The sequence below is a fragment of the Qipengyuania sp. genome (genome assembly GCF_042095715.1).
Lineage (GTDB): Bacteria > Pseudomonadota > Alphaproteobacteria > Sphingomonadales > Sphingomonadaceae > Qipengyuania.
Window position 1 is genome coordinate 1 of the sequence record NZ_JBELMO010000027.1, and the last position, 24,345, is coordinate 24,345.

Below are 24,345 nucleotides of genomic sequence, written 5' to 3' on the forward strand. Positions count from 1 at the left end.
CGCCTGCGTGAAGCGGAAGATGTTGTCGACGAAGAACAGCACGTCCTGCCCTTCCACGTCGCGGAAATACTCCGCCATGGTCAGACCGGACAGGGCGACGCGCGCACGTGCCCCCGGGGGTTCATTCATCTGGCCAAAGACCAGAGCAACCTTTGAGCCGTCCGAGGTGGCGTTGCCGTCCGCATCCTTGGCGATGACGCCGGCGTCGAGGAATTCATGATAGAGGTCGTTCCCCTCGCGGGTACGCTCACCAACGCCGGCAAAGACGGACACGCCGCCGTGGCCCTTGGCGATGTTGTTGATCAGTTCCTGGATCAGCACCGTCTTGCCGACGCCGGCGCCGCCGAACAGGCCGATCTTGCCGCCGCGAGCATAGGGAGCGAGAAGGTCGATCACCTTGATCCCGGTCACCAGAATGGCCGCTTCGGTGGACTGGTCCACGAACAGCGGAGCTTCGGCGTGAATCGGCATGGTCTGGTCCGCGCCGACAGGGCCGCGCTCGTCGATCGGCTGACCGATCACGTTCATGATGCGGCCCAGCGTCTTCGGGCCGACCGGCACGGAGATTTGCGCGCCGGTGTTGATCACTTCCTGACCGCGCGTGAGACCGTCGGTGCCGTCCATGGCGATCGTGCGCACGGTGTTCTCGCCGAGGTGCTGCGCGACCTCGAGAACGAGGGTGTTTTCGCCGTTCTTGGTTTCGAGCGCGGTGAGGATTGCCGGCAATTCGCCTTCGAAGGCGACGTCGACGACCGCGCCGATGACCTGCGCAATGGTGCCGTTAGGCGACTGGTTGAGTACGGGAGCGGTGGCCATGATCTGTGTCCTGACTTCAGTGGTGATCGCGTCTTAGCCGACGCAGACGTTTTCCGGATCGGCGAGGGTCCATTCGCCGTCGCCGGGGGTTAGGGTTGCTTCGTTGCGGAGATATTCGTCATCGCCGAGGCCGAATTCGCACAGCACGTCTTCGGACCCGAAGCCTGCGCGCTTGCAGGCGGCCGTGTTGACGGGTTCGTCGGCGGGGCAGGCATCGGCGTAAAGCTTGCTAAAAATTTCCTGACCGGGGGCGGGCAGGCTCGGCGTTGCGACAGGAGCGGGGGCCGTCGTCGCGGCTTCTGTCGGCTGCGCTTCGGGTTCGCCCGAGCAGGCGGCGAGGAGGCCGAAAACGGCAAGTGCGGAAACGGTCTTGATCATCGTATCTGGCTCCGGTCAGCGTTGTGGCAACGTTTCCCGGCATTCTCTCCGTTGTAGTTATTCAGTCTTGAGGCGCTCGGGCGCCCGAAAAATCTTCTGCAAATCTCGCCGTTATTCGGGGGTCGGCGTTGCTTCCGGCTGCTCGTCGAGCGGCGCGAAGGGTTCAGGCGCCGGCGATTCCATGCCAGCGGTTTCCGGATCGGCGGGAGTCGCGGGCGCTTCGGCAATGCCATCTCCCGCGCCGGGAGCAACCGCATCGCCGGACATGTCGATGTCGGCGGATTCGCCCGTTTCGCCGCATGCGGCGAGCGCAAAGATCGCGAGCGGGGCGAGGGCGATTGCAAATTTCTTCATCAGAAGTCTCCGTCTGGTTCCCTTGGCCCTGGGTAGGCAGGCCGCCGGATGGTCTTGCGAGATTAGGGCTACAGTGCTTCCGCGCCGGCGATGATTTCGATCAGTTCGGTAGTGATCGCAGCCTGGCGGCTGCGGTTGTACTGAATTGTAAGCTTGTTGATCAGGTCGCCCGCGTTGCGCGTGGCATTGTCCATAGCGGTCATCGAGGCGCCCTGTTCCGAAGCCTCCCGCTCCAGCAGTGCGCCGAACAGCTGCGTGCGAACATAGCGCGGCAAAAGCTCGGCCAGGATTGCCTCCTCGTCGGGCTCGTATTCCACCACGGCGTCTCCGCCCGCGGCAGCCGTTCCGTTGCCGGCATCGGAGGGCACGGGCAGCAACTGTACCACGGTGGGGTCCTGCGCGAGAGCGCTCTTGAAAATGGGATAAACGAGGTGGGCAACGTCGAACTTCCCGCCTTCGAACATCTCAACCAGATCTTCGGCGATGGCTTCCGCTTCGGTGAAGCTGGGGTTGCGCATATCGCTGGTGTCGAAATGCTTGGCGATGCTGTCAGAATAGTCGCGCTTGATCGGCGCCCGGCCCTTGCGGCCGACGAGGTAGAATTCGACCTTCTTGCCCTTGGCAATCAAATCGCGTGCTTTGGCCTTGGCAGCCTTCACGATATTGGCGTTGAGGCCGCCGCACAGGCCCTTGTCGGTATTGACGACGACCAGCAGGTGGCGCTGGTCGCTACCGGTGCCACGCAGCAACAGCGGGGCGCTGTCGCCGGAGACCTTGCCCGCCAGCGATCCCATCACGCCCGCCAGCCGTTCGGCATAAGGGCGCGCGGCTTCGGCGGCGGCCTGCGCACGGCGCAGCTTGGCCGCAGCGACCATCTGCTTGGCCTTGGTGATCTTCTGGGTCGATTTGACCGAGTTGATCCGGCCCTTGAGTTCCTTGAGGCTCGCCATATCCTGTTCAGCCTTCCAGCGGCTTCACTTCGATGAGTTCGGGTTCCGACTGGAGCCAGTTCTCGTATCGCGCGAAGACATCTTTGGTGTAATCCTGGGCATGGTGGAAATCGAACGCGTCGCGATCCGCCCATTCCTCGAAAATCATGATCGTGCTCGAACCGTCCGCGGCGCGGCGCGGCTCGAAAGAGAGACAGCCGTCTTCACTGCGGGTCGCAGGCACAATGGTGGCCACCGCTTCGCAGGCGGCCTCCAAATGCTCGGGCTTGACCGGGATCGTGGCGAAGACGGTGTAACTCATCGGGCGATCAGGCGAACTGCTTGGCGAAGGTTTCGAGCGCGGACTTCACCTTGTCGCGGGTGTCGTCTTCGAACTTGCCGGTGTCGCGAATGGTCGCGAGCACATCGGCGTGCTCGTGGCGCATATAGCTGAGCATCTGCTCTTCGTAATCGGTCACGCGGTTGGTCGGAACAGTATCCAGATAGCCGTTGGTGCCCGCGTAGATCGAGACAACCTGCTCTTCCACCGGCATCGGGCTGAACTGCGGTTGCTTCAGCAGCTCTGTCAGACGCGCGCCGCGGTTCAGCAGGCGCTGCGTCGCGGCGTCGAGATCCGAACCGAACTGTGCGAAGGCGGCCATCTCGCGGTACTGCGCGAGGTCCAGCTTCATCGAGCCGGCGACCTTCTTCATGGCCTTGGTCTGCGCGGCGCCGCCGACGCGGCTGACCGACAGGCCCACGTTGATCGCGGGACGGATGCCCTGGTAGAACAGGTCGGTTTCCAGGAAGATCTGGCCGTCGGTGATCGAGATCACGTTGGTGGGAATGTAGGCAGACACGTCGCCCGCCTGCGTCTCGATGATCGGCAGCGCGGTCAGCGAACCGCCACCCATCGCATCGCTCATCTTGGCGGCACGCTCGAGAAGACGGCTGTGGAGATAGAACACGTCGCCCGGATAGGCTTCACGGCCCGGGGGACGACGGAGCAGCAGCGACATCTGGCGATAGGCAACGGCCTGCTTAGACAAGTCGTCGTAGCAGATCACGGCGTGCATGCCGTTGTCGCGGAAATATTCGCCCATGGCGGCGCCGGTGTAGGGCGCAAGGTACTGGAGCGGAGCCGGCTCCGAAGCGGTGGCGGCCACGACGATGGAATATTCCATCGCGCCGTTTTCCTCCAGCGCCTTCACGATCTGCGCGACGGTGGAGCGCTTCTGGCCCACGGCGACGTAGATGCAGTAGAGCTTCTTCTTCTCGTCGTCGCCAGCGTGCGCATCCTTCTGGTTGATGAAGGTGTCGATCGCGACGGCGGACTTGCCGGTCTGACGGTCGCCGATGATCAGCTCGCGCTGGCCGCGGCCGACGGGAACGAGGGCGTCGATGGCCTTGAGGCCCGACTGCACGGGTTCCGAAACCGACTGGCGCGGAATGATGCCCGGGGCTTTCTGTTCGACCAGGCGGCGTTCGGTGGTTGCGATCGGGCCCTTGCCGTCGATCGGGTTGCCCAGCGCATCGACCACGCGGCCGAGCAGAGCCTTACCCACCGGCACGTCGACGATGGTCTGGGTGCGCTTGACGGTGTCGCCTTCCTTGATCGCCTGGTCGGACCCGAAGATCACGGCGCCGACGTTGTCGGCTTCCAGGTTGAGCGCCATGCCCTGCACGCCGCCCGGGAATTCGATCATCTCGCCGGCCTGGACCTGGTCGAGGCCGTGGATGCGGGCGATGCCGTCACCCACCGAAAGCACGGTGCCCACTTCGCTTTCCTCGGCTTCGGTGCCGAAGCTGGCGATCTGGTCCTTGATGACCTTGGAGATTTCTGCGGCGCGAATGTCCATGTCGTATGCGTCCTGTCAGGTGGTCGGGCTCAGGCCTTCATGGCCTGGGCAAGGGAGTTGAGGCGAGTGCGGATCGAACCATCGATCCGCTTGGAACCGAGCGTGACGACCAGGCCGCCGAGCAGGTCGGGATCGACCTTGGCAGTCAGCTTCACGGTCCGGCCCTCGCGGGCGGTAAGCTTGTTGCGCAGCGTTTCGAGCTGCTGATCGGTCAGCGCGTGGGCGCTGGTGACTTCTGCGGTCACCTCGCCCCGCTGGGCAGCGGCGATGGTGCGGAAGGCGCGAACGATATTGCCGAGCTGGCCCAGGCGGCGGTTCTGCGCCAGCACGCCCAGGAAATTGGTGGTGAGCTGAGACAGGCCGAGCAGCGCGGCGACGTTCCAGACCGCCCTCTGCGCTTCATCCCTGCGGACCTTGGGATTGGTGGTCAGCGCGGCGAATTCAGACGATTCGTTCATCGTCTGCGCCAGCTTCTCCAGGTCCGATTCGACCGCGGTGACGGTGCCGTTTTCGCTGGCGAGATCGAACAGGGCCGAAGCATAGCGCCCTGCCAGGCTAGCCTGAATACCGGCGGAAATGTCCACGCGTGTCGTCCTTTTGGGTTCGCTGTGAAATGGCGATGTGCCGCCCGCCGGTTGTGGGCACACGAAACGGTACCCCGGTCAAGGCTGGCGCGCGACTAGCAGCGGCTTTTGCGGATTGCAACATGGCTGCACCATTCACGGCGAACTGCGCTGCATTATCAGGCATGTCTTTACCGTGCTTCCGAACGCTCGCTTAAGCCGTCCGGCGGTGGTAGAAACCGCCCGCGACCGGGCAAACCGGCTTGCAGGCCATGCCGCGCGCGGACGGCCGACGTTGGGAGACGGAGATGAAGATGAAACCGCTCGCGCCGGAATGCGGCGTGGAAGTCGAAGGCGTGCAGCTGGCCGAGGCACGGGGCGAAACGCTCGAATCGATCAAGCAGGCGATCTGGGAGCACGGCGTTGCTGTTTTCCGCGATCAGGAGCTCGGCCCGGAAGCGCAGATCGATTTCGCGCGCGCGTGGGGCGGCATCGACATCAATGCCTATTTCCCGCTCGACGATCGCTGGCCGGAAATTGCCGTGGTGCGCAAGCGCGCCGACCAGCAGACCAATATCGGCGGCGCCTGGCATACCGATCACTCTTATGATCAGGTGCCGGCTATGGGATCGATCCTTGCCGCGCGTGTGCTGCCGCCCACCGGCGGCGATACGCTGTTCAGCCACATGGGCGCCGCCTACGATGCTCTATCGGACGATCTGAAGGCGCGGATCGAAGATCTCAGCGCCTTCCACACTGCCGACCACGTCTATCAGGAAGGCGGGATCTATGCGCAGACGGACCAGGGTGCAGACTTGCGCGGGCACGAGGTGCGAACCGGCGCGACTCATCCGGTGGTGATTCGGCACCCGCGCACTGGCCGCCGCCTGCTTTACGTGAACCCGTCCTTCACGATCCACTTTACGGGCCAGACGGGAGCACAAAGCCTGCCGCTCATGCAGGAGCTATGGGCCGAAGCGATGAAGCCGGCGCACCAGTGCCGCGTGGTGTGGCAACCCGGCACGGTGACGATCTGGGACAACCGCACAACCTGGCACAATGCATTGAACGACTACCAGGGCCATGCGCGCGAGCTGCACCGCATTACGCTAACAGGGGAGCCTCTCGCGGCCTGAGGCGGCGGCGGGGCGGGGCGGGTGCGGCCGCCAGACGCCTGACACCGCCTTGCGCGCTGTGCTGGCCATCGCCTAGGACGCACCACACCAACCGAAACAGAGGAAACATCGTGAACCAGACCTTCCGCTCGCGCCCCGTGCTTGTCCTCGCAACGACCGCCGCGGCCTTGTCGCTGTCAGCCTGTGCCTATGATCCCGCCACCAGTGCGGAGACGGTTTCGTCAGGCCCCGACCTCGCGGGCATCCCGGCCGGGACCTACGCGCTCGACCCCGCGCATGGCAAAATCACATGGTCGGTCAGCCATCTCGGCTTTTCCACTTACACCGGACAATTTCCGGCTGTGGAGGCAACGCTGCAACTCGACCCCGCGAAGCTGCAGAACGCCAAGGTCACCGCGACGATCGACCTGACCGAGCAGGGGACCCTCAACGAACAATTGAACGGCCATCTCAAGACTGCGGATTTCTTCGACGTCGAAAATCATCCCCAAGCGCGTTTCGTGACGACCGGCGTCACCGTCGTCGACAACGACAGCGCGACGGTGGACGGTGAGTTGACGCTGCGCGGGGTGACGAAGCCGGTGCGCTTTACGGCCAATTTCAACAAGGGCGCGGTCAATCCGCTGGACAAGAAGTTCACGCTCGGTTTCGATGGCTACGCCACCATCAAGCGCTCCGAATTCGGTGTCAGCTACGCGCTGCCCGCGGTCAGCGACGAAGTTGAGCTTCACCTCGAGGCCGAGTTCAAGTTGCAAGGCGAAAGTTGATCGCCGGGAGGGCGTCTTGGGGGCGCCGGAGAGCCGGCCCCCCCGGGCTCGCCCCGGCGGCCAATCCCTGTTTCCTCTCCTATTATGCGGTCTGAATGGACCCTGCGACCTATTTGCCGGTAGTCTCGCAGGTGTAAACCAGCCGCTCGTTGGGCTTGGGTGGCAAGGTCGCCAGCACAGCGCGCTGCTGGTCGCCAAGCCCGGCGGCCGCGTTATCGGCGCCACACGCGGGGGCCTTGTAAGCGCCCCGCGCCCCCCGCGCCGCCTGCATGGCATTGCGGGAGAGGAGATAGCGTTCGGTGCGGAACTCGCGCCTGTCAGGGTCGAAGCTGTTGACCGAAACCTCCTGATCATCGTTGGGCACCAGAACCCGGCTCCAGGTTCCGTCCGAGAAGCCATACTGAGTGCGCCCGTTGACGCAGCCTGCGGCGGTCCACTCTAGGGGAATGTCCTCCGTTCGCGAGGTGGTGACGCGGCTTCTTTGCTGGTCGAGGCGGCAGACCAGCCTGCGGGCACCTTCGCTCCCAAGCGGGGCAGGGTTCGCCGCTGTATCGGGCGCGTCGGTACCCAGGGCCGCCGCCGTCCGCCGGTCGATTTCGTCGATGCCGGGGCGGGTAACCTGCAAGAACAGCGCGCCGATCAGCGCGGCGCCAGCGCCAACCGCCGCCGCCCGGTTTTCCCGGGGAAATGGAAGGCGTTCGCCCTGCCCATCGTGCCGCTCACGCTTTTCGTAGGCCCACCAGCCGAGGCCGGCGGCGATCAGCAGCAGCAGCACGCTCGCCAGCATCCGGTCGTCGCGCTCATCGCGCACGCGCATCTCGGCCTCGAAGCGGGCGCGGTCCTGCCTCACCCGCAGGTCTTCCGCCCGCTCGCTCATTGCCGCACGCGCCGCCGCCTGCTCCTGCGACAATCGCTGCCGCTCGGCCGCGTCCAGATCGGCCAGGCTGCGGCATGGCGATGAGTTGACCCGCGGGGTCACGTCGTGAGCGCGCAGGAAGGGCAGAAGCTCGCGGATCGAGACGGCGAAGTAGAATTCCCCGTCCGTGCCGTCGCTCTCCGCGCCGAAGCTGTTGACGCCCAGCACCCGTCCGCAGGCATCGAGCAGGGGGCCGCCGGAATTGCCGCGTGCGATCGGGGCGGTATGCAGCACGGTGTCGAACTCGCGGCTGGGGCGGAAACCGGACAGGAAACCGCGGCTCTTCACCGGCGGCTGGGCGGTGAAGATGTCGTCGATGGATAGGCCCTGCGCCTTGTCGACGTTCATGGGATAGCCAACGGCGCTTGCCTGCCCGCTGTCCTGTGGCGGCCCGCCTGCCAGCGCCAAGGGGGGCAGGCGCAGGTCGCCGTCTATCGCGATCAGCGCCAGATCGTTGCGCGAACTGGTCGCGAGAACATGGCCATAGGCCACGCTTCCGCCCTCCGGAGGGACGATGGCGATGCGCAGCTCGTCATCCTGCTCCGCGTCCCTGACGACATGCGCGTTGGTCACGATGCGCGTGGGGGTGATGGCAAAGCCGCTGCCGTGGCTGACGGGATAGACGCCCTCATCGTCTTTCCCCACGATTACCACCCGCACCACGCCCCGTGCGGCCGCGTCGATGTCGCCCGCATCGGCCAGCGCGGGCGCGCCGGTGACGAAAAGCAGCAGGGCGATCAGGATCCGGGTCACGCGGGCCTCTATCGCCGCGCACGGCATTGACCGCAAGGATCGGGATGCAGCTGTTCACGGTCCATGCGAAAGGCGATTGCAAGACGGCATCATGCCATGACAGGAAGGACCGCATGACCCCAGCACCCCTGACCGATGACGAGCGCTGGCGCATCGCGCTGGCCAAGGATCGCCGGTATGACGGGCGCTTCATCACCGGCGTCCATTCGACCGGAATATATTGCCGACCGAGCTGCCCCGCGCGGGCACCCAAGCGCGAAAACGTGCGCTTCTATGCGAGCTGCGCCGAGGCGGAGGCGGCGGGTTTGCGGCCCTGCAAGCGGTGCGCGCCCGACACGCAGTCCAACGAGGAAGCCGCCGTTCTGGCCGCCATCGACGAGATCCGCCAGACGGACGGTGCTCCCTCGCTGAACGATCTGGCCGCGCTGACCGGTTACAGCGCCGCCCATTTCCAGCGGCTGTTCACGCGTGCGACCGGGCTTTCTCCAGCCGCTTACGCCCGCGCGTTACGCGAGGAGCGGGCACGCGATGCGCTGGCCGAAGGCAGCGTCACCGATGCGATCTACGAAGCCGGTTTCGGCGCGCCGAGCCGGTTCTACGAAGCCACGAAGGGGAAGCTGGGCATGACACCGAGCGCTTGGGCCAACGGGGGCAAGGGCGTGACGATCCGCTGGGCGGTGGTGACCACCTCGTTGGGAGACATGCTGGTCGCCGCGACGGACAAGGGCGTGTGCCGACTGTCCTTCAACGAGGACGAGAGTGAACTGGCCCGCCGCTTTCCCCATGCCGAGCTGGTTCAGGGCGGCGGGACCTTCGCGGCCCTGCTCGCCCAGGTGATCGCCAGCGTGGAGCAGCCGGGCGACTTCGCGCATATTCCGCTCGACGTGAAGGGCACCGTCTTTCAGGAGGCTTGCTGGAGGGCGCTGAGGGAAATCCCTCCCGGTGAAACGCGCACCTATGCGGAGATTGCGGCGGCTGCCGGCAATCCCAAGGCCGTGCGAGCGGCGGGAAGTGCCAATGCGCGCAACAATGTCGCTGTTCTCATCCCATGCCACCGCGTGATCCGCACCGGCGGCGATTTGGGGGGATATGCCTATGGCCTCGACATCAAGCGCGAACTGCTGAACCGCGAAGCGAAATAAATCCGCCTAATGCAAGCCGTGTGTCGGGAATGCGCAGTGGCTCCGGTCGCCTTATCCCTCCGGTTTACGCGCCCATCCGGCACGCGCGGGTTCCAGCGCATCCAGCACTTCTTCGGCGCTGTCGAGATAGGCCTGGCGCTTGTCGGCGTCCATGCGGTCCCAGGTTGCGTAGATGCGCCCGATCCGCGGGTTGGATTCCAGCTTGCCACGGTGGCGGTCCATGATATGCCAGTAGAGCGGATTGAACGGGCAGGCGCCTTCGCCGGACTTCTTTGACGGCGAATAGGTGCAGCCCGAGCAATAGTCGCTCATCTTGTTGATGTAATTGCCGCTTGCCGCATAGGGTTTGGACGCCAGCTTCCCGCCATCGGCATATAGGATCATCGCCGCCACATTGGGCAGCTCCACCCATTCATAGGCATCGGCGTAAACCACCAGATACCATTCGGCGACCTGTCGTGGATCGATCCCTGCAAGCAGACAGAAATTGCCCAGCACCATCAGGCGCTGGATGTGGTGGGCGTGCGCGTTTTCGCGGGTGGACCTGATGCAATCGGCAAGGCAGGCCATATCCGTCTCGCCGGTCCAGTAGAACTCGGGAAGCGGGCGTTCCGCGCCCAGCTCGTTGGCCTCGGCCAGCCCCGGCATATGGTGCCAGTAGAACCCACGCACATATTCGCGCCAGCCGATGATCTGGCGGACGAAACCTTCTACCGAATTGAGCGGCGCCTTTCCGTCGCGATAGCTTTGCTCGGCGCGTTGACACAGGTCGAGCGGATCGAGCAGGCCCAGATTGATACTGGTCGAAAGCATCGAGTGATAAAGCTGATCCTGCCCGGCGACCATGGCATCCTGATAAGGTCCGAATTTCTCCAGGCGCTCTGCGAAGAAGGCATCGGCGGCCATTTCGGCCTCGTCGCGGGTGACGGGCCAGTTGAATTTGTCGAGGCTGCCGAAATGATCGCCGAAACGGTCTTCGACCAGTTCGATCACGTCGCGTGTGATCTCATCGGGTTCGAACAGGGGGCGGGGCGGGGCACTCATGCCCTCCTTCGGCGGCTTCCGGTTGTCGGCGTCCAGGTTCCACTGCCCGTCCACAGGTTTTCCACCGTCCATCAACAGGTCGGCCCGTTCCCGCAGATCGCGATAGAAATATTCCATGCGGAGCTGTTTGCGGCCCTCCGCCCAGTCGGCGAAATCGGCCTTGCTGGCGCTAAAGCGATCGTCGGGGAGGATCTCGACCTCACAGGGAAACTTGTCCGGCCATTCGTCCATCGCCGCCTGCACGCGCCATTCCCCGGCTTCGACCACGCGGATCTTTTCGGGGTCGTGCCGCTCGACTGCGCGAGCCACTTCGCCGGTAAAGCTGCCCGCGTTTTCGGGATCGTCGAGCTCGACGTAATCAACCCGCCAGCCCGCATCGCGGAGCTCGGCGGCGAAATGGCGCATGGCGGAAAAAATCAGCGCGATCTTCTGCTTGTGATGACGGACATAGGTCGCTTCGTCCCATACCTCCATCATCAGGATGACGCTGTTGTCTTTGGTCTGGCCGCGCGGGCTTGCAAGCGTGCGGGTCAGCTGGTCGCCAAGGATAGGGATCAGAACGGGGCCGGGCATTGGAAACCGTAATGCGCGGAGCGCTGGATCGGTCCGCAAAAGAAAAGGCCCGGCACCAGCGGCACCGGACCTTCCCGTCAATCCGACGCTGAGTCAGGCGTAGCTGACGCTAGCCGAGCCGCGACGCATGGCCGCGCCGATGGCGCCGAAGCCGAGGATGAACAGCGCCCAGGTGCCGGGCTCCGGAACGAACCCTGCTCCAGCTCCCATCTGCGCGAAGCCGGTGACCTGCTTCCGGCCGCCGCCGAAACCATCGACGACCAGATCGACGCGGTAGGTATTGTCGACATTCGGATCCCAGCCGATGAGCGGGGGCGAGCCGAAGCCGCCGATGCGGAAGCTGTTCTGCGCGGTATCCCCGCTGACCGCGTTATCGTTGGGAATGCCCAGCGGATCGTAGAAGTAGGACTGGCCCGTCATTAAGTTGCGCACGTAGATCCGGGCGCTGATGGTCGATGCGCTCTCATTGTCGATGCTCCAGTCGAAATTGACCGGATCCTGGCCAAGACTGAAGCTGTAGACGCCCATCGAGTCCGATGCGGGTGCACGCACACCGCGTTCATGCAGGCGAAGTGCCAGTTGATCGTCGGCATCGGTGGTGAGCACGATCGAGTTCGCCGGCGTGTAGTCGTTACCGCTGCCGAAGAACCAGCCGGCATCCGGCATCGCGTTGTATTCCAGCGTATCGGCGGCTGCGGGCGATGCGAGTGCGACCGCGCTTGCAGCCAGCGCAAGTGTGATAGTTTTCATCTTTTACCCCTTCCCATGCGGGGGAGATACTGAAGCTCCGCCCGCAAAAATGCCCTGATTATCTTTGAGACCCCTTGTCGATCGGCCAATGGACACGGTTCGGCCGTCAATGTTTCTTAGCAATACTAAGGCTATAAATTATTTCAACCCAATTGCGTTAACAAAGAGCACCAATATTTGCGTGGCGCCTCTTGGTAGCGCATCGTGTGCCCCGAATTGGAGCATCGCGCCGTCGCCCTTCGAAGCCATTCCCTCACACGAAACTGTAGGGGTCGATATCAACGCCCACGCGGACACCCGCGGGGTGATCGAGCTTGCCGAGCCAGGCCCGGATGATGTCCTGAAGCTGCACGCTCCGGCGGGCGTGGATGAGCAGCCGGAAACGATATCGCCCGCGCAGCAGGCTGAGTGGGGCGGGGGCGGGTCCGTAGATGGCAATGTCCTGATCCTCGGGCCGCGCCCGTCCGATGCGATGGGCCGCATCGCGCGCATCGCTTTCCTCCTCGCTCGAAACGATGATTGCAGCCCAGCGGCCGAAGGGCGGTGCCCCCGCCATCCGCCGCGCCTCGGTCTCGGCCTCGTAGAAGGCATCGCGATCGCCGTCGGCCAACGCGGCGATGACCGGGGCATCGGGATGGCGCGTCTGGATCAGGACCTCGCCGGGCTTTTGCCCCCGGCCGGCGCGCCCCGCCACCTGCGCGATTTGCTGATAGGTACGTTCCGCCGCACGCAGATCTCCGCCCTCCAGGCCCAGGTCGGCATCCACGACGCCGACCAGCGTCAATTCGGGAAAGTGGAAACCCTTGGTGACCAACTGCGTGCCCACGATCACGTCCACCGCCCCGCTTTCGACCTGCGCGACGAACTCCGCGGCGCGTCCCGGTGAATTGAGCGTATCGGACGTGGCCACGAAAACGCGCGCGTCCGGCAGGCGCTCCGCCACTTCGTCCGCGATCCGCTCGACCCCCGGCCCGCACGCGACCAGACAGTCCGTCTCGCCGCATTCGGGGCAGGCTTCGGGCGGGCGGGTTTCATGTCCGCAGTGGTGGCACGCGAGCCGACCGGAAAAGCGGTGTTCCACCAGCCAGGCGCTGCAATTGGGGCACTGGAAGCGGAACCCGCAATTGCGGCACAGCGTGAGGGGAGCGTATCCGCGGCGGTTGAGGAACAGCAGCGACTGCTCCCCGCGATCGAGCCTCTCCTCGATGGCGCCGACCAGCGGTTCTGCGAGCCATGCGCCGCGTCCGGGCTTTTCCCGGGTAAGGTCGATGGTGGCGATGCTCGGCAGTTCCGCCCCGCCGAAGCGGCTGGGAAGATCGACCTTCCGGTAGGTTCCGGCCTCTGCCATCGCCAGGCTTTCGAGCGCGGGGGTGGCGCTCGCCAGGATGACCGGCAGCTTTTCGAAGGCGGCCCGCATCACCGCCACGTCGCGCGCGTTGTAGCGCACGCCATCGTCTTGCTTGAAGCTGATTTCATGGGCTTCGTCGACGACGATCAGCCCCAGCTTCGCAAATGGCAGGAACAGCGCCGATCTGGCGCCCACCACAACCTGGGCCGTGCCCGCCGCAACGGCCCGCCAGGCGCGGCGGCGCTCGGTCGATTTGAGCGAGGAATGCCACACCACCGGCGGTGCGCCGAAACGATCCTCGAAGCGCTTGAGGAACGCTTCGGTCAGCGCGATCTCCGGCAGTAGGACCAGGACCTGCCTGCCCAGCCCAAGCGCCTCGGCAACCGGTTCGAAATAGGTTTCCGTTTTCCCCGACCCGGTCACGCCATCGAGCAGGAAAGGCGTGAAACCCCCTTCCTTTACTGCGTCCTGGAATAGCGCGGCGGCCTCTTGCTGCGCCGGGCTGAGGTCCACCACGGTGTGATCGGCGCGCGCCAACGAGTAGGGCCTGTCGATATCGACCTCCACCGGCTCCAGCACGCCCTGATTGACGAGCCCGCGAAGCACCCCTTCCGAAACGCCTGCCAGGCCCGACAACTCGCGGATCGTTGCCTGCTCGCCCTCCAGCGCCTCGATGGCCTGCTGGCGCTGCGGGGTCATGCGCTCCGGCGTTCCGCCGCTAAGGCGATATTCGACGGTGATTGCCGGGCCCTTGAGCGCGCCCCCCGAACTCAGCGCCATCCGGGCCACAGCTGCCAGAGGCGCGCAGTAATAATCCGCGGTCCATTCGATCAGCCTGCGCAGGGGCGCCGTCAATGGCCGGACCGGCATCACCTCGCGCAAAGGGCGTAATTTCTCGGCCGGAACGTCGGCCCCGGGAAGTCGTTCGGGGTCCCAGACGATGGCGAGGATCGTGCGTGGCCCCAACGGGGCCGCCACGACCGAGCCCGCCGTCACCTCCATGCCCTCCGGCACGCGGTAATCCAGCGGACCCAGGGCGGCATTGAGGACCAGGCAGCGCACGCGGTTCATTCGGTGGCCATATGGGCGTTGGCAAGGAAACAAGACAAGGGTGGGCGAGGAGACAATATGACGAGCATCGCAATCATCGAGCGCCCGAGCAACCGGCGAGGAGTTCTGGGCGGGTTGTTCGTGGGCGGTGCCGCGCTGGCACTTCCCGGCTGTACCGGCATGGGTGGGTACGGGCTGGTCGATGCGGTTCAGCGTCTCCTGTTCCTGTCGAGCGAGCGCGCCTTTTCCCGCATGTTGCAGTCGGACGGGTTCTGGGATCAGCAGGTCGCCAGCCTGGGGCTCAATAACCTCCTCGGCACGCGCGGCGATGTCCTGTCGCGCATCCTGACCTCGTCTCTGTTCAAGAGCCGCCTGGACCGCGCGTTTGCCGATATCGCTTTTCGCGGTGCGGAGCGGGCCGCGCCGATCGTGACCGATGCGGTGCGCGTGATTGGCATGCAGAACGCCATCGATCTGGTACGCGGTGGCCCCACGGCGGCAACGTCCTATCTGCGCGGACAGATGGGAGATCGGCTTGTGGAAGCGATGGTGCCCGAATTGGGCGACGCAATGCGGATCGCGAGAGAGCCTTTGGTCGGTCAGGCACTGGCCGCACTTACCGGGGTCGACGTTCCGCAGGTAGCCAATCGCTTCGCGGATGCCATCGACGACACCATCTGGCGCGAGATGGGAATGGAGGAAGCAGCAATCCGGCGGGATCCCCCCAGCACCAGGGATCCGGCGATCATTGGCGTCTTCGGTGTCGGCTCGCGGCTTTAGCCCGCTTCAGAAACGGTAGGACAGCTGCACCTGCGGAACGTGGCTTATCCTGTCTGCGCTACCCTCTCGCGGGGCGTGGATGAGCAGATAGCCGGCGCCCGCGTTCAGAACGGAAGACAGGCGGTGCTGATACATCGCCGCCCAACGCCATTGGTCTACGCGAGCGGTCTCCCCCCGCGACTGCGGGCGCGCATTGTAAAGAAGTTCGCCCGAAAGGCTCAAACGGCCGTTTTCCGACAGGGGCGGGGCCCACTGCACGCGCTGTCGGATCCGCAACTGCGGCCTTGGCGCGTTATCGAAGAAGCGTTCCTCGAGCTGGCTGCGTAACTGCAGCTGGCCAAGAACGATGGTGGCATGCTGATGCGGGCGAAATTCGGTCGGGCCGGCGCTGTCGGACACCAAGGCACCGCTGCCCAGCACCAGCCAATCGGCCACCGCCCAGTCCGCCTTGGCGGAAAAGCGCATCTGATCGCCGGCCGCACGAAACCGGCGCTCCAGACTGGCCGACACGGCAAGGTCGTCTGCCGCTCGTGTCGCGGCGCTGGCGCTCAACCAGAATTGTGTATCGGCCTCGCTCGCTTGGGAGGCAGAGGTGCCAAACCCCGTCACGAAGCACGCCGTCAGCCACCCTACTGCGCGCGCCGGAAGGAAGCCGCGAAGCATCATTGAGGTTTCCCCATCCTCGCGATCTTCGTCCTTCGACCTCTTCACGTTTCGAAACGGGACACGCTTCATTCCACGATTCGCAACTGAACCATCGGCGGGTATTGGCCTCTCCACACGAAGGGTCATACCAAAGAATAACGGGATCATCGAAATCATGCGCAAACTTCTTCTCTCCCTCGCCGCTCTAGCCGTCGCCACTCCTGCATCGGCCGGCACTCTCGTCTTTAACAATGGTGGCAACGTCAGCGGAAACGCGCGCACTTACAGTGATGGCACGGTTTCGGCCAGCGTCACCGGTCTGAGTTTCGACAAGAACGGTTCGTTTAAGGCAATTTCCCTCCCCGGCGCGTGGGACCAGGGCCTGGGTGTACAGTCTCCCGGCTCCTACTCTGCCTACGCGGATCAGCAGCACACCGTGGACAACAGCGGTTACGTCGACTTTCTGCTGCTGAGCTTCAATACCTCGGTTGCCCTGGACGGCGCGACGTTCAACAATACCGGCTGGTACAACATCTACGATACCGACGCGTCGATCAGCTTCGCGAACTACGACTTCGCAGCGCATGGAACGACTTACAACAAGGTTCTGAATTCCACCTCCAGCGCGACGACCTACCTGAATGGCGTGATTGGCGCGCTCAATGCGAACATGTTCGAATCCACCACCACGGCGAATTACAGCTCTACACGGTCGTTCAATCCCACGCTCAACACCGGAACCACGTGGCTGATCGGTGCATCCTTCGCCAACCTCGACAGGAAAACCGACAGCTTCAAGCTCCAGAATGTGAAGTATCAACTTCCCGCAGTACCGGACAACGGCGGCGTGGTGCCCGAACCGGCAACCTGGGCGATGCTCATCCTGGGCATGGGCTTCATCGGCGGGGCGATGCGCCGTCGTGGAGCGGCGATGCGCAAGATACGCGGGTCCATCGCCTTCGCCTGATCAACAGACCCTTGCCGTCGGCAGCCATGCCGCCAGCGGATCGCCCCGGCCATTGCGCCGGGGCGTTTCTTTTCATAGGCGGCACAGGCAACCCTGAAGCCGGAGCCACCCAGCAATGAAATTTTTCGCCGACACCGCCGATACCGCTGCCATCAGCGAGCTGGCAGAAGCGGGTCTGATCGACGGGGTCACCACCAACCCCAGCCTGATTCACAAGTCGGGCCGCGATTTTCTAGAAGTGACCAAGGAAATCTGCGCGCTCGTGGATGGCCCGGTAAGCGCCGAGGTCGTGGCATTGGATCACGCGCAGATGATGCGGGAGGGCGAAACGCTCCGCAAGATCGCGGACAATGTCTGCATCAAGGTGCCGCTGACCATCGACGGTCTCAAAACGTGTCGTGCACTCACGAATGACGGCACGATGGTGAATGTGACCCTGTGCTTCTCGGCCAATCAGGCTCTGCTGGCGGCGAAGGCTGGCGCGACATTCGTTTCGCCCTTCGTGGGACGCCACGACGACAATGGCTTCGACGGAATGGATCTGATCCGCGACATCCGCCTGATTTACGACAACTACGACTTCGCGACCGAAATTCTCGTCGCCAGCGTGCGCCACGCCACCCACGTGCTCGAATCGGCGCGGATCGGCGCGGACGTGATGACCGCGCCCCCCGCCGTGATCAAATCTCTCGCCAATCACGTCCTTACCGAGAAGGGCATTGCTTCTTTCACGGCCGACTGGGAGAAGACCGGGCAGAGCATTCCGATCGCGTGACCGACCAGACGCCTCTCGACCGATTTCGCCAGGCGCTGACCGGTGCCGCGCGCGCGCTCGCGGAGGAGGCGGAGGTCGAGGTCGCCTGGACCGCCGACACTCCCACCTCCAGCGGGCGCAACTTCCGGGTGCCTCTCCCAGGGCGCAATTTGCCTGCACAGCAAGCTCGCGAGGCGAGGGGCCATGCCGACAGCTTCGCCCTCAAGCTGAAGCATCACAACGAGAACCTGCATCAGCGCGGCGCCCCTTCGGAGCCGATCGCCCGCGCCTGTTACGATGCGATCGAGCAGGCGCGTTACGAGGCATTGGGTGCCACGCGCATGGACGGGATTCGCGGTAATCTGTCTGCCGCGCTCGACCAGCGCATTGCCGCCGACCCGATCGGTCGTGCCGATACCGCCGAGCAGGTTCCCTTGCCCACCGCGTTGTCGCTGATGCTGCGTGAAGCGCTGACCGGGGAGGCCGTGCCGGAACGGGCGCGCAAGGGTGTGGATCTGGTCCGTGACTGGATCGTGGACAAAGCGGGCGGCGATATCGATCGCCTTTCCGAGAGCCTGTCCGACCAGACCGCGTTTCAGTCGCTCACGCTCGACATGCTGCGCCACCTCGAACTGACCCGGCAGGAGCCGACCGACCAGGCCGACGGCGAAGACGGCGAGGAAGACGAGGGCGAGAGCCCCCAGGACGACGGCGCCGACGAGGATCAGGGCGAGGGTAGCGAGGAACCGCAGGGCGCCGAAATGGCTGGCGAGACCGCGGAGGGCGAGGCCGACGGCGACGCCGAAACGCAGGAGACCGAGGGCGAGGGGGATATGGCCGATGGCGATCCCTCCGACGATGGGGAGGAGGGGATGATGCCCGTCCGCCCCAACCGTCCCTGGACCGATCTGCCCGAAACCTTCGATTACACCGCCTACAACACCAAGTTCGACGAAGTGGTCGAGGCGGGCGAACTGTGCGATGCCGAGGAGTTGGAGCGGCTGCGCGCCTATCTGGACAGTCAACTGGCGGGGTTACAGGGCCTCGTCACCAAGCTCGCCAACCGCCTGCAAAGGCGCCTGATGGCGCAGCAGAACAGGAGCTGGGACTTCGACCAGGAAGAGGGGCTCCTCGATGCCGCACGGCTTACCCGCGTCGTAGTCAGCCCCGGCCATGCCCTGAGCTACAAGATAGAGCGCGATACCGAGTTCAAGGACACGGTCGTCACCCTTCTGATCGACAACTCGGGCAGTATGCGCGGTCGCCCGATCAGCATCGCCGCGATCAGCGCGGACATTCTGGCGCGCACGCTGGAACGCTGCGGCGTGAAGACCGAGATCCTGGGCTTCACCACCCGGGCCTGGAAAGGCGGGCAATCGCGCGAGGTCTGGCTTGCGGACGGGCGCCCGGCCAACCCGGGCCGCCTCAACGATCTGCGCCATATCGTCTACAAGCAGGCCGACGAACCGTGGCGCCGCGCGCGCCGCAATCTCGGCCTGATGATGCGCGAGGGACTGCTGAAGGAAAACATCGACGGTGAGGCGCTGCTGTGGGCGCACGACCGCCTGATCCGCCGCCCGGAGGACCGCCGCATCCTGATGGTCATCAGCGACGGCGCCCCGGTCGACGACAGCACGCTGAGCGTCAATCCGGCGGGCTATCTCGAAACGCATCTGCGCAAGGTGATCGACTGGATCGAGAAGCAGAGCCCGGTCCAGCTCTCCGCCATCGGGATCGGCCATGATGTGACGCGCTATTACCGGAAGTCGGTGACGATCATGGATGTCGAGCAACTCGGCGGCACGATCATCGAGCAGCTTGCAGGATTGTTCGAGGTGGAGAAGTGAAAGTCTCGGAAGCGGTCGCCACCCGCCGCTCGGTCCGCGCCTTCACCGACCAGCCGGTCGACCGCGAGATCCTTACCCGTGTGCTCAAAAAGGCGCAGCGTTCACCCTCGGGCGGCAATACGCAGCCGTGGCATGGCATCTTGCTCACGGGACAGCCAATGCGGGAGCTGTTCGACCGGATTGCCGAAGAGTTCCCCAAGGGACGCGCGGCTCATGCGCCAGAATACAATGTCTATCCCCCCGAACTCGACGGGGCTTACGAGCTTCGGCGGCGCGGGGTGGGCGAAGATATGTATGGCGCGCTGGAAATCCCGCGCGACGACAAGGCGAAGCGCCTGGAATGGTTCGCGCGCAACTTCCAGGCCTTCGGCGCCCCGGTTCTGATGCTGGTTCACACACCGAAATACATGGGCCCACCGCAATGGAGCGATATCGGCATGTGGCTTCAGACCATCATGCTGCTTCTGCGCGAAGAGGGTCTCGACAGCTGCCCGCAGGAGGCCTGGGCGGTATACAGCCCGCAAATCCGCGAGATCGTCGCCATTCCGGACGATCATATTTTTTTCTGCGGGCTGGCGATCGGGTATCGGGACGAAGCGGCGCCGGTGAACCGTTTTCCGGTGGCACGCGCCGATCTCGACGAAGCGATCGAGTGGCGCGGCTTTCCCTTGCGGGACTGACCGCCTCATTGCCCTGCTCCAAGGGGCTGCGTTGACCAGAGGATGGCAAACCGTTGCTCCTTAGCCGGCGCCGCTTGACCTTCAGGGTCGGTCGTGGCCAAGCGGCGCCATGACCGACCTCAAGCTGTTCAACTCGCTGACGCGCAAACTGGAAACCTTCCAGCCGATCCATCCGGGCGAGGCACGCGTCTACAGCTGCGGCCCCACGGTCTACAATTATCCGCACATCGGCAACATGCGCGCCTATGTATTCGCAGACGTTCTGGGCCGCACGCTAAGTTTCAAGGGCTACGACCTGACCCATGTCATCAACATCACCGATGTCGGCCATCTGACCGACGATGGCGATGCTGGAGAGGACAAGCTGGAGAAGATGGCCGCGCAGAAAGCGCAGTCGATCTGGGACATAGCGAAGCACTATACGGAGGCATTCTGGGCCGATGTGAAGGCGCTCAACATCCGCCAGCCCGCGCGATGGACCGTCGCGACCGACTATATCGACCAGATGATCGATTTCGCGAAGGCAATCGCGCCGAACCATTGCTACGAATTGGACAGCGGGCTCTATTTCGATGTCTCGACCGTGGCCGATTACGGCAGGCTTGCCCGCGCGCATACCGACGGGGGAGAGGGCCGGATCGAGACGGTGGAGGGAAAGCGCAACGCCGCCGACTTCGCGATCTGGCGCAAAACCCCGCCGGGCGAGACGCGGCAGATGGAATGGGACAGCCCCTGGGGCAGGGGCGCGCCGGGCTGGCATCTGGAATGCAGCGTAATGAGCGGCGCGGTGCTGGGTTTCCCCTTTGACATTCATACCGGCGGGATCGACCACCGCGAAATCCATCATCCCAATGAAATCGCGCAGAACCAGGCGCGCTGCTGCACCAACGGACTGGACGTGGCGGCCAATTCGGGCGCCAACATCTGGATGCACAACAATTTTCTGGTCGAGCGCAGCGGCAAGATGTCGAAATCCAGCGGGGAATTTCTGCGGCTTCAGCTGTTGATCGACAAGGGCTTCCACCCGCTGGCCTATCGCATGATGTGCCTCCAGGCGCATTACCGCAGCGAACTGGAATTTTCCTGGGAGGGGCTGGAAGCGGCGCTGACGAGACTTAAGCGGATGGTGATGGCCGTTGAAAAACTTGATCGCAAATTGAAGTTGGCTGAGGATACCGGACCCGATCTTTCTGGATTGGACACACTCATTTCGAACGACCTCTCGACCCCCGAGGTGCTCGCGCTACTGGAAGATTGGCTCAAGAGACCATTCCATTCGGATTTTCAAAAGCTTCAGGCGATCCATGCCGCAGATCAATTGCTTGGGCTCAATCTGCTCGAATTAGGCCGCTCCGATCTGCGTATCCGTCCCAAGTCTGTGACGATTGCCGAAGCCGAAATCGAAGCCGAACTCGCACGCCGCAAGGAAGCGCGGGCTGCCAAGGACTTTGCCACCTCCGACGCCATCCGCGATGAACTCGCCAGCAAAGGCGTCGAAGTGATGGACGGCGATCCGCTGGGTTGGGAATGGAAGCTATGACCACCGCCGTCCTCTCCGCCATGATCCGTCCGCTGGTCGAGCCTCGCCTGCCCGATTGGGTCGAGCCGCAATGGTTCGCGTCCAAGGAAGAGGCTCTGGAACTGGCGCCCCATGCCGAGATCGGCTGGTTCGACTTCACGCAGAAAGATCCGATGGTGGAGGTCATCCGTGCGGCGACCAATCTCAAATGGCTCAATTCGATCTACGCGGGGCTTGATTTCCTGCCGCTGGAGTTGCTGGAAGAGCGCGGCGTCACGGTCACCAATGGCGCGGGCATCAACGCGATCACGATAGCCGAATATGTCGTGATGCTGATGCTCACCCACGCCAAGGGCTATCGCGACGTCGTGCGTGCGCAGGAGCGGCACGAGTGGCTGCGCGACAGCCCCGGCAAGCGCGAGCTATCGGGCGAGCGTGTGATGCTGCTCGGGCTCGGCGCGATCGGTTCGCTCGTCAAGACGCGGCTGGAGGCGTTCGACATGGAGGTGGTGACGGTGCGCCGCTCCGCCTCGGCAGGGGCTCTCGGCCCCGACGAGTGGCGGGGCAGGCTGGGGGAGTTCGACTGGATCGTGCTCGCCGTGCCCGCCACCGACGACACCCATCACATGATCGGCGCGGCGGAGCTGACGGCGATGAAGTCGAGCGCAGTGCTGGTGAACATCGCGCGCGGCGATGTTGTGGATCAGGACGCGCTCGTAACCGCGCTCCGCGACAAGACCATCGAGGCAGCACTACTGGACGTTACCACGCCCGAGCCGCTGCCCGAGGATCATCCGCTATGGTCCTTGGAAAATGCGCAGGTGACCATGCATCTCTCCGGTCGTGCGCAGACGAAGATGTTTCAGCGCAGCGCCGATCGGTTCATCGATAATTTGGCCCGCTGGCACGCGGGGGAAGCGGTCGAACCGCAGATGAACCTCAAACTTGGCTACTGACTTGCCCCCTGCGCTCTGATAAATATTCCCCCGGGGGTCATTGGACCGGGGGGAAATCATGACGGACGCGAACAAGGGCGGGCGCAAGGCATCGGATTGTTTCATCGAGTGCCTTGAGGCCGAGGGCTGCGAGTATATCTTCGGCGTACCGGGTGAGGAAAATCTCGACTTCCTCGATAGCCTGAGCCGGTCAGGCAAGATCAAGCTGATCCTGACGCGGCACGAACAGGGCGCCGGTTTCATGGCCGCGACCTATGGGCGTCATACCGGCAAGACCGGCGTCTGCATCGCAACGCTGGGTCCGGGCGCGACCAATTTCGTGACCGCTGCCGCCTATGCCACGCTGGGCGGAATGCCGATGATGATGATCACCGGTCAGAAGCCCATCAAGAAATCCAAGCAGGGCCGGTTTCAGATCCTCGACGTGGTTTCGATGATGGAGCCGATCGTCAAGTTCACGCATCAGCTGGCGGCGGGCGACAACATTCCCAGTCGCGTGCGCGAGGCCTATCGCCTCGCCGAGGAGGAGAAGCCGGGCGCGGTCCATCTCGAACTGCCCGAGGATATCGCGGAGGAGCCCACCGACGCGCAGCCGATCCTGCGCAGCACCGCACGCCGCCCCAGTGCGGAGCCCAAGGCGGTTCGCCAGGCGGTCGAGATGATCGAGGCGGCGAAAACGCCGGTGCTGGTGATCGGCGCGGGTGCCAACCGCAAGATGACCGGGCGCATGCTGCTGCAATTCGTCGAGAAGACGCAGATCCCCTTTCTCACTACCCAGATGGGCAAGGGCGTGATCGACGAGCGCCATCCCTTGTTCCTGGGCTGCGCGGCTTTGAGTGCGGGCGATTTCGTGCACCGCGCCGTGGAGGATGCGGACTGCATTATCAATGTCGGGCATGACGTGATCGAAAAGCCGCCCTTCTTCATGAAGCCTGGCGGGGCGAAGGTGATCCATGTCTCAAACCGCACGGCGGAGGTGGACCCGGTCTATTTCCCGCAGGTCGAGGTGATCGGAGACATCGCCAACGCCATCTGGCAGATCAAGGAAGACATCACCCCCAACCGCAGCTGGAACTGCGAACGGATGCTCGGCTATCGCAAGGCGGAGGTCGAGCATACCGAGGGGCTGGCCGGCGATGCCCGGTTCCCGATCTTTCCCCCGCACCTGGTTTCGCAGGTGCGGGAAGCGATGCCGCATGACGGGATCATCTGCCTCGACAACGGGGTCTACAAGATCTGGTTCGCGCGCGGCTACACCGCCTATCTCCCCAACACCGTGCTGCTGGACAACGCGCTGGCCACCATGGGCGCGGGCCTGCCCAGCGCGATGATGAGCGCCATGCTCTACCCCCAACGCAAGGTCATGGCGATCTGCGGCGATGGCGGCTTCATGATGAACGATCAGGAGATGGAGACTGCGGTTCGGCTCGGCCTCAACCTGACCGTGCTGATCCTGCGCGACGATGCCTATGGCATGATCCGGTGGAAGCAAGCGAATATGGGGTTCGAGGATTTCGGCCTCACCTATGGCAATCCCGATTTCGTCAAATTTGCCGAAAGCTTTGGGGCAACCGGCCACCGTGTGGAATCCAGCGATCATCTGAAAGAGGTGCTGGCGCATTGCAACGCCACACCCGGCGTCCACCTGATCGACTGCCCGGTGGATTATTCGGAAAACGACCGCATCCTGAACAAGGATATCAAGGAACTTTCGAAGGCTCTGTAGGCTTCATCCACCGTCACCCCGGGCTGGCCCGGGGTCCCGCTTCCTCTCGCGGCGGGACCGAAGAATGCGGGATCCCGGATAGGTCCGGGATGA

The 24,345-nt window shown here is 64.0% G+C and carries 22 protein-coding genes and 1 pseudogene; 11 read left to right on the top strand and 12 right to left on the bottom strand.

What is annotated here, in order from left to right; all coding sequences use genetic code 11:
• The 7 genes and pseudogenes from ACFDTG_RS08190 to ACFDTG_RS08220 all read right to left on the bottom strand — a co-directional run.
• A pseudogene (locus tag ACFDTG_RS08190) lies at positions 1-816 on the bottom strand (F0F1 ATP synthase subunit beta); the annotation flags it as partial.
• Between the two features lie 33 nt (positions 817-849).
• Positions 850-1,194 (bottom strand): hypothetical protein, encoded by a 345-nt coding sequence (locus ACFDTG_RS08195; protein WP_375290540.1) that lies wholly within the window; start codon positions 1,192-1,194, stop codon positions 850-852.
• 111 nt (positions 1,195-1,305) lie between these two features.
• Complete coding sequence (locus ACFDTG_RS08200) at positions 1,306-1,548, bottom strand: hypothetical protein (protein ID WP_375290541.1); 243 nt, start codon at positions 1,546-1,548, stop codon at positions 1,306-1,308.
• A 68-nt stretch (positions 1,549-1,616) separates the two neighbouring features.
• A complete protein-coding gene (locus ACFDTG_RS08205) occupies positions 1,617-2,498 on the bottom strand; it encodes a F0F1 ATP synthase subunit gamma (RefSeq protein WP_375290542.1) in 882 nt (293 codons plus the stop codon).
• A gap of 7 nt (positions 2,499-2,505) precedes the next feature.
• Complete coding sequence (locus tag ACFDTG_RS08210) at positions 2,506-2,799, bottom strand: putative quinol monooxygenase (RefSeq protein ID WP_375290543.1); 294 nt, start codon at positions 2,797-2,799, stop codon at positions 2,506-2,508.
• A 7-nt stretch (positions 2,800-2,806) separates the two neighbouring features.
• A complete protein-coding gene (atpA, locus tag ACFDTG_RS08215) occupies positions 2,807-4,336 on the bottom strand; it encodes a F0F1 ATP synthase subunit alpha (RefSeq protein WP_375290544.1) in 1,530 nt (509 codons plus the stop codon).
• 29 nt (positions 4,337-4,365) lie between these two features.
• Positions 4,366-4,920 (bottom strand): F0F1 ATP synthase subunit delta, encoded by a 555-nt coding sequence (locus ACFDTG_RS08220; protein WP_375290545.1) that lies wholly within the window; start codon positions 4,918-4,920, stop codon positions 4,366-4,368.
• Positions 4,921-5,207: 287 nt separating this feature from the next.
• Between ACFDTG_RS08220 and ACFDTG_RS08225 the strand changes: the two genes are divergently transcribed.
• On the top strand, positions 5,208-6,035 hold the full coding sequence (locus ACFDTG_RS08225) for a TauD/TfdA dioxygenase family protein (RefSeq protein WP_375290546.1): 828 nt from the start codon (positions 5,208-5,210) through the stop codon (positions 6,033-6,035).
• Between the two features lie 110 nt (positions 6,036-6,145).
• Positions 6,146-6,802 (top strand): YceI family protein, encoded by a 657-nt coding sequence (locus ACFDTG_RS08230; RefSeq protein ID WP_375290547.1) that lies wholly within the window; start codon positions 6,146-6,148, stop codon positions 6,800-6,802.
• A gap of 109 nt (positions 6,803-6,911) precedes the next feature.
• Here the strand turns inward: ACFDTG_RS08230 and ACFDTG_RS08235 are convergent, their stop codons facing one another.
• Positions 6,912-8,471: a S1C family serine protease gene (locus tag ACFDTG_RS08235; RefSeq protein WP_375290548.1), complete on the bottom strand. Its 1,560-nt coding sequence runs from the start codon at positions 8,469-8,471 to the stop codon at positions 6,912-6,914.
• A gap of 113 nt (positions 8,472-8,584) precedes the next feature.
• Between ACFDTG_RS08235 and ACFDTG_RS08240 the strand changes: the two genes are divergently transcribed.
• Positions 8,585-9,613, top strand: a complete 1,029-nt coding sequence (locus tag ACFDTG_RS08240) for a bifunctional transcriptional activator/DNA repair enzyme AdaA (RefSeq protein WP_375290549.1) — start codon at positions 8,585-8,587, stop codon at positions 9,611-9,613.
• 51 nt (positions 9,614-9,664) lie between these two features.
• Here the strand turns inward: ACFDTG_RS08240 and ACFDTG_RS08245 are convergent, their stop codons facing one another.
• The 3 genes from ACFDTG_RS08245 to ACFDTG_RS08255 all read right to left on the bottom strand — a co-directional run bounded on the left by ACFDTG_RS08245 (position 9,665) and on the right by ACFDTG_RS08255 (position 14,399).
• Entirely contained in the window at positions 9,665-11,230 is a 1,566-nt protein-coding gene (locus ACFDTG_RS08245; RefSeq protein WP_375290550.1) for a cryptochrome/photolyase family protein, read from the bottom strand.
• 93 nt (positions 11,231-11,323) lie between these two features.
• On the bottom strand, positions 11,324-11,980 hold the full coding sequence (locus ACFDTG_RS08250) for a PEPxxWA-CTERM sorting domain-containing protein (protein ID WP_375290551.1): 657 nt from the start codon (positions 11,978-11,980) through the stop codon (positions 11,324-11,326).
• 253 nt (positions 11,981-12,233) lie between these two features.
• Complete coding sequence (locus ACFDTG_RS08255; protein ID WP_375290552.1) at positions 12,234-14,399, bottom strand: primosomal protein N'; 2,166 nt, start codon at positions 14,397-14,399, stop codon at positions 12,234-12,236.
• Between the two features lie 57 nt (positions 14,400-14,456).
• Here ACFDTG_RS08255 and ACFDTG_RS08260 point away from each other — a divergent pair, with 57 nt between their 5' ends.
• Complete coding sequence (locus tag ACFDTG_RS08260) at positions 14,457-15,158, top strand: DUF4197 domain-containing protein (protein WP_375290553.1); 702 nt, start codon at positions 14,457-14,459, stop codon at positions 15,156-15,158.
• A 6-nt stretch (positions 15,159-15,164) separates the two neighbouring features.
• Here ACFDTG_RS08260 and ACFDTG_RS08265 read toward each other — a convergent pair whose 3' ends face one another.
• On the bottom strand, positions 15,165-15,869 hold the full coding sequence (locus ACFDTG_RS08265) for a DUF2490 domain-containing protein (RefSeq protein ID WP_375290554.1): 705 nt from the start codon (positions 15,867-15,869) through the stop codon (positions 15,165-15,167).
• Between the two features lie 109 nt (positions 15,870-15,978).
• Here ACFDTG_RS08265 and ACFDTG_RS08270 point away from each other — a divergent pair, with 109 nt between their 5' ends.
• The 7 genes from ACFDTG_RS08270 to ACFDTG_RS08300 all read left to right on the top strand — a co-directional run bounded on the left by ACFDTG_RS08270 (position 15,979) and on the right by ACFDTG_RS08300 (position 24,252).
• Positions 15,979-16,770 (top strand): PEPxxWA-CTERM sorting domain-containing protein, encoded by a 792-nt coding sequence (locus ACFDTG_RS08270; protein WP_375290555.1) that lies wholly within the window; start codon positions 15,979-15,981, stop codon positions 16,768-16,770.
• A gap of 115 nt (positions 16,771-16,885) precedes the next feature.
• Positions 16,886-17,545, top strand: coding sequence for a fructose-6-phosphate aldolase (fsa, locus tag ACFDTG_RS08275; RefSeq protein WP_375290556.1), 660 nt, complete (start codon positions 16,886-16,888; stop codon positions 17,543-17,545).
• A complete protein-coding gene (gene cobT, locus ACFDTG_RS08280) occupies positions 17,542-19,371 on the top strand; it encodes a cobaltochelatase subunit CobT (RefSeq protein WP_375290557.1) in 1,830 nt (609 codons plus the stop codon). Before fsa ends, cobT begins: the two co-directional genes overlap by 4 nt.
• Positions 19,368-20,051, top strand: coding sequence for a nitroreductase (locus tag ACFDTG_RS08285; protein WP_375290558.1), 684 nt, complete (start codon positions 19,368-19,370; stop codon positions 20,049-20,051). The genes cobT and ACFDTG_RS08285 overlap by 4 nt, the downstream gene beginning before the upstream one ends.
• Positions 20,052-20,160: 109 nt before the next feature.
• Positions 20,161-21,591 carry a cysteine--tRNA ligase gene (gene cysS / locus ACFDTG_RS08290; protein WP_375290559.1) on the top strand — a complete coding sequence of 477 codons (1,431 nt, stop codon included), beginning with the start codon at positions 20,161-20,163 and terminating at the stop codon, positions 21,589-21,591.
• Complete coding sequence (locus ACFDTG_RS08295) at positions 21,588-22,526, top strand: D-2-hydroxyacid dehydrogenase (protein WP_375290560.1); 939 nt, start codon at positions 21,588-21,590, stop codon at positions 22,524-22,526. Before cysS ends, ACFDTG_RS08295 begins: the two co-directional genes overlap by 4 nt.
• Before the next feature lie 58 nt (positions 22,527-22,584).
• The gene (locus ACFDTG_RS08300) at positions 22,585-24,252 is read left to right on the top strand and encodes an acetolactate synthase large subunit (protein WP_375290561.1); all 1,668 of its coding nucleotides are present in this window, start codon (positions 22,585-22,587) and stop codon (positions 24,250-24,252) included.
• Positions 24,253-24,345: the final 93 nt, after the last annotated feature.

Bases quoted from the DNA above. Each gene is read 5' to 3' on its own strand.
- fsa (WP_375290556.1), top strand. From the start codon at position 16,886: ATGAAATTTTTCGCCGACACCGCCGATACCGCTGCCATCAGCGAGCTG.
- ACFDTG_RS08245 (WP_375290550.1), bottom strand. From the start codon at position 11,230: ATGCCCGGCCCCGTTCTGATCCCTATCCTTGGCGACCAGCTGACCCGC.
- ACFDTG_RS08210 (WP_375290543.1), bottom strand. From the start codon at position 2,799: ATGAGTTACACCGTCTTCGCCACGATCCCGGTCAAGCCCGAGCATTTG.
- cysS (WP_375290559.1), top strand. From the start codon at position 20,161: ATGACCGACCTCAAGCTGTTCAACTCGCTGACGCGCAAACTGGAAACC.
- ACFDTG_RS08240 (WP_375290549.1), top strand. From the start codon at position 8,585: ATGACCCCAGCACCCCTGACCGATGACGAGCGCTGGCGCATCGCGCTG.
- ACFDTG_RS08205 (WP_375290542.1), bottom strand. From the start codon at position 2,498: ATGGCGAGCCTCAAGGAACTCAAGGGCCGGATCAACTCGGTCAAATCG.
- ACFDTG_RS08225 (WP_375290546.1), top strand. From the start codon at position 5,208: ATGAAGATGAAACCGCTCGCGCCGGAATGCGGCGTGGAAGTCGAAGGC.
- ACFDTG_RS08270 (WP_375290555.1), top strand. From the start codon at position 15,979: ATGCGCAAACTTCTTCTCTCCCTCGCCGCTCTAGCCGTCGCCACTCCT.
- ACFDTG_RS08295 (WP_375290560.1), top strand. From the start codon at position 21,588: ATGACCACCGCCGTCCTCTCCGCCATGATCCGTCCGCTGGTCGAGCCT.
- ACFDTG_RS08250 (WP_375290551.1), bottom strand. From the start codon at position 11,980: ATGAAAACTATCACACTTGCGCTGGCTGCAAGCGCGGTCGCACTCGCA.
- ACFDTG_RS08195 (WP_375290540.1), bottom strand. From the start codon at position 1,194: ATGATCAAGACCGTTTCCGCACTTGCCGTTTTCGGCCTCCTCGCCGCC.
- ACFDTG_RS08200 (WP_375290541.1), bottom strand. From the start codon at position 1,548: ATGAAGAAATTTGCAATCGCCCTCGCCCCGCTCGCGATCTTTGCGCTC.
- ACFDTG_RS08255 (WP_375290552.1), bottom strand. From the start codon at position 14,399: ATGAACCGCGTGCGCTGCCTGGTCCTCAATGCCGCCCTGGGTCCGCTG.
- atpA (WP_375290544.1), bottom strand. From the start codon at position 4,336: ATGGACATTCGCGCCGCAGAAATCTCCAAGGTCATCAAGGACCAGATC.
- ACFDTG_RS08300 (WP_375290561.1), top strand. From the start codon at position 22,585: ATGACGGACGCGAACAAGGGCGGGCGCAAGGCATCGGATTGTTTCATC.
- ACFDTG_RS08260 (WP_375290553.1), top strand. From the start codon at position 14,457: ATGACGAGCATCGCAATCATCGAGCGCCCGAGCAACCGGCGAGGAGTT.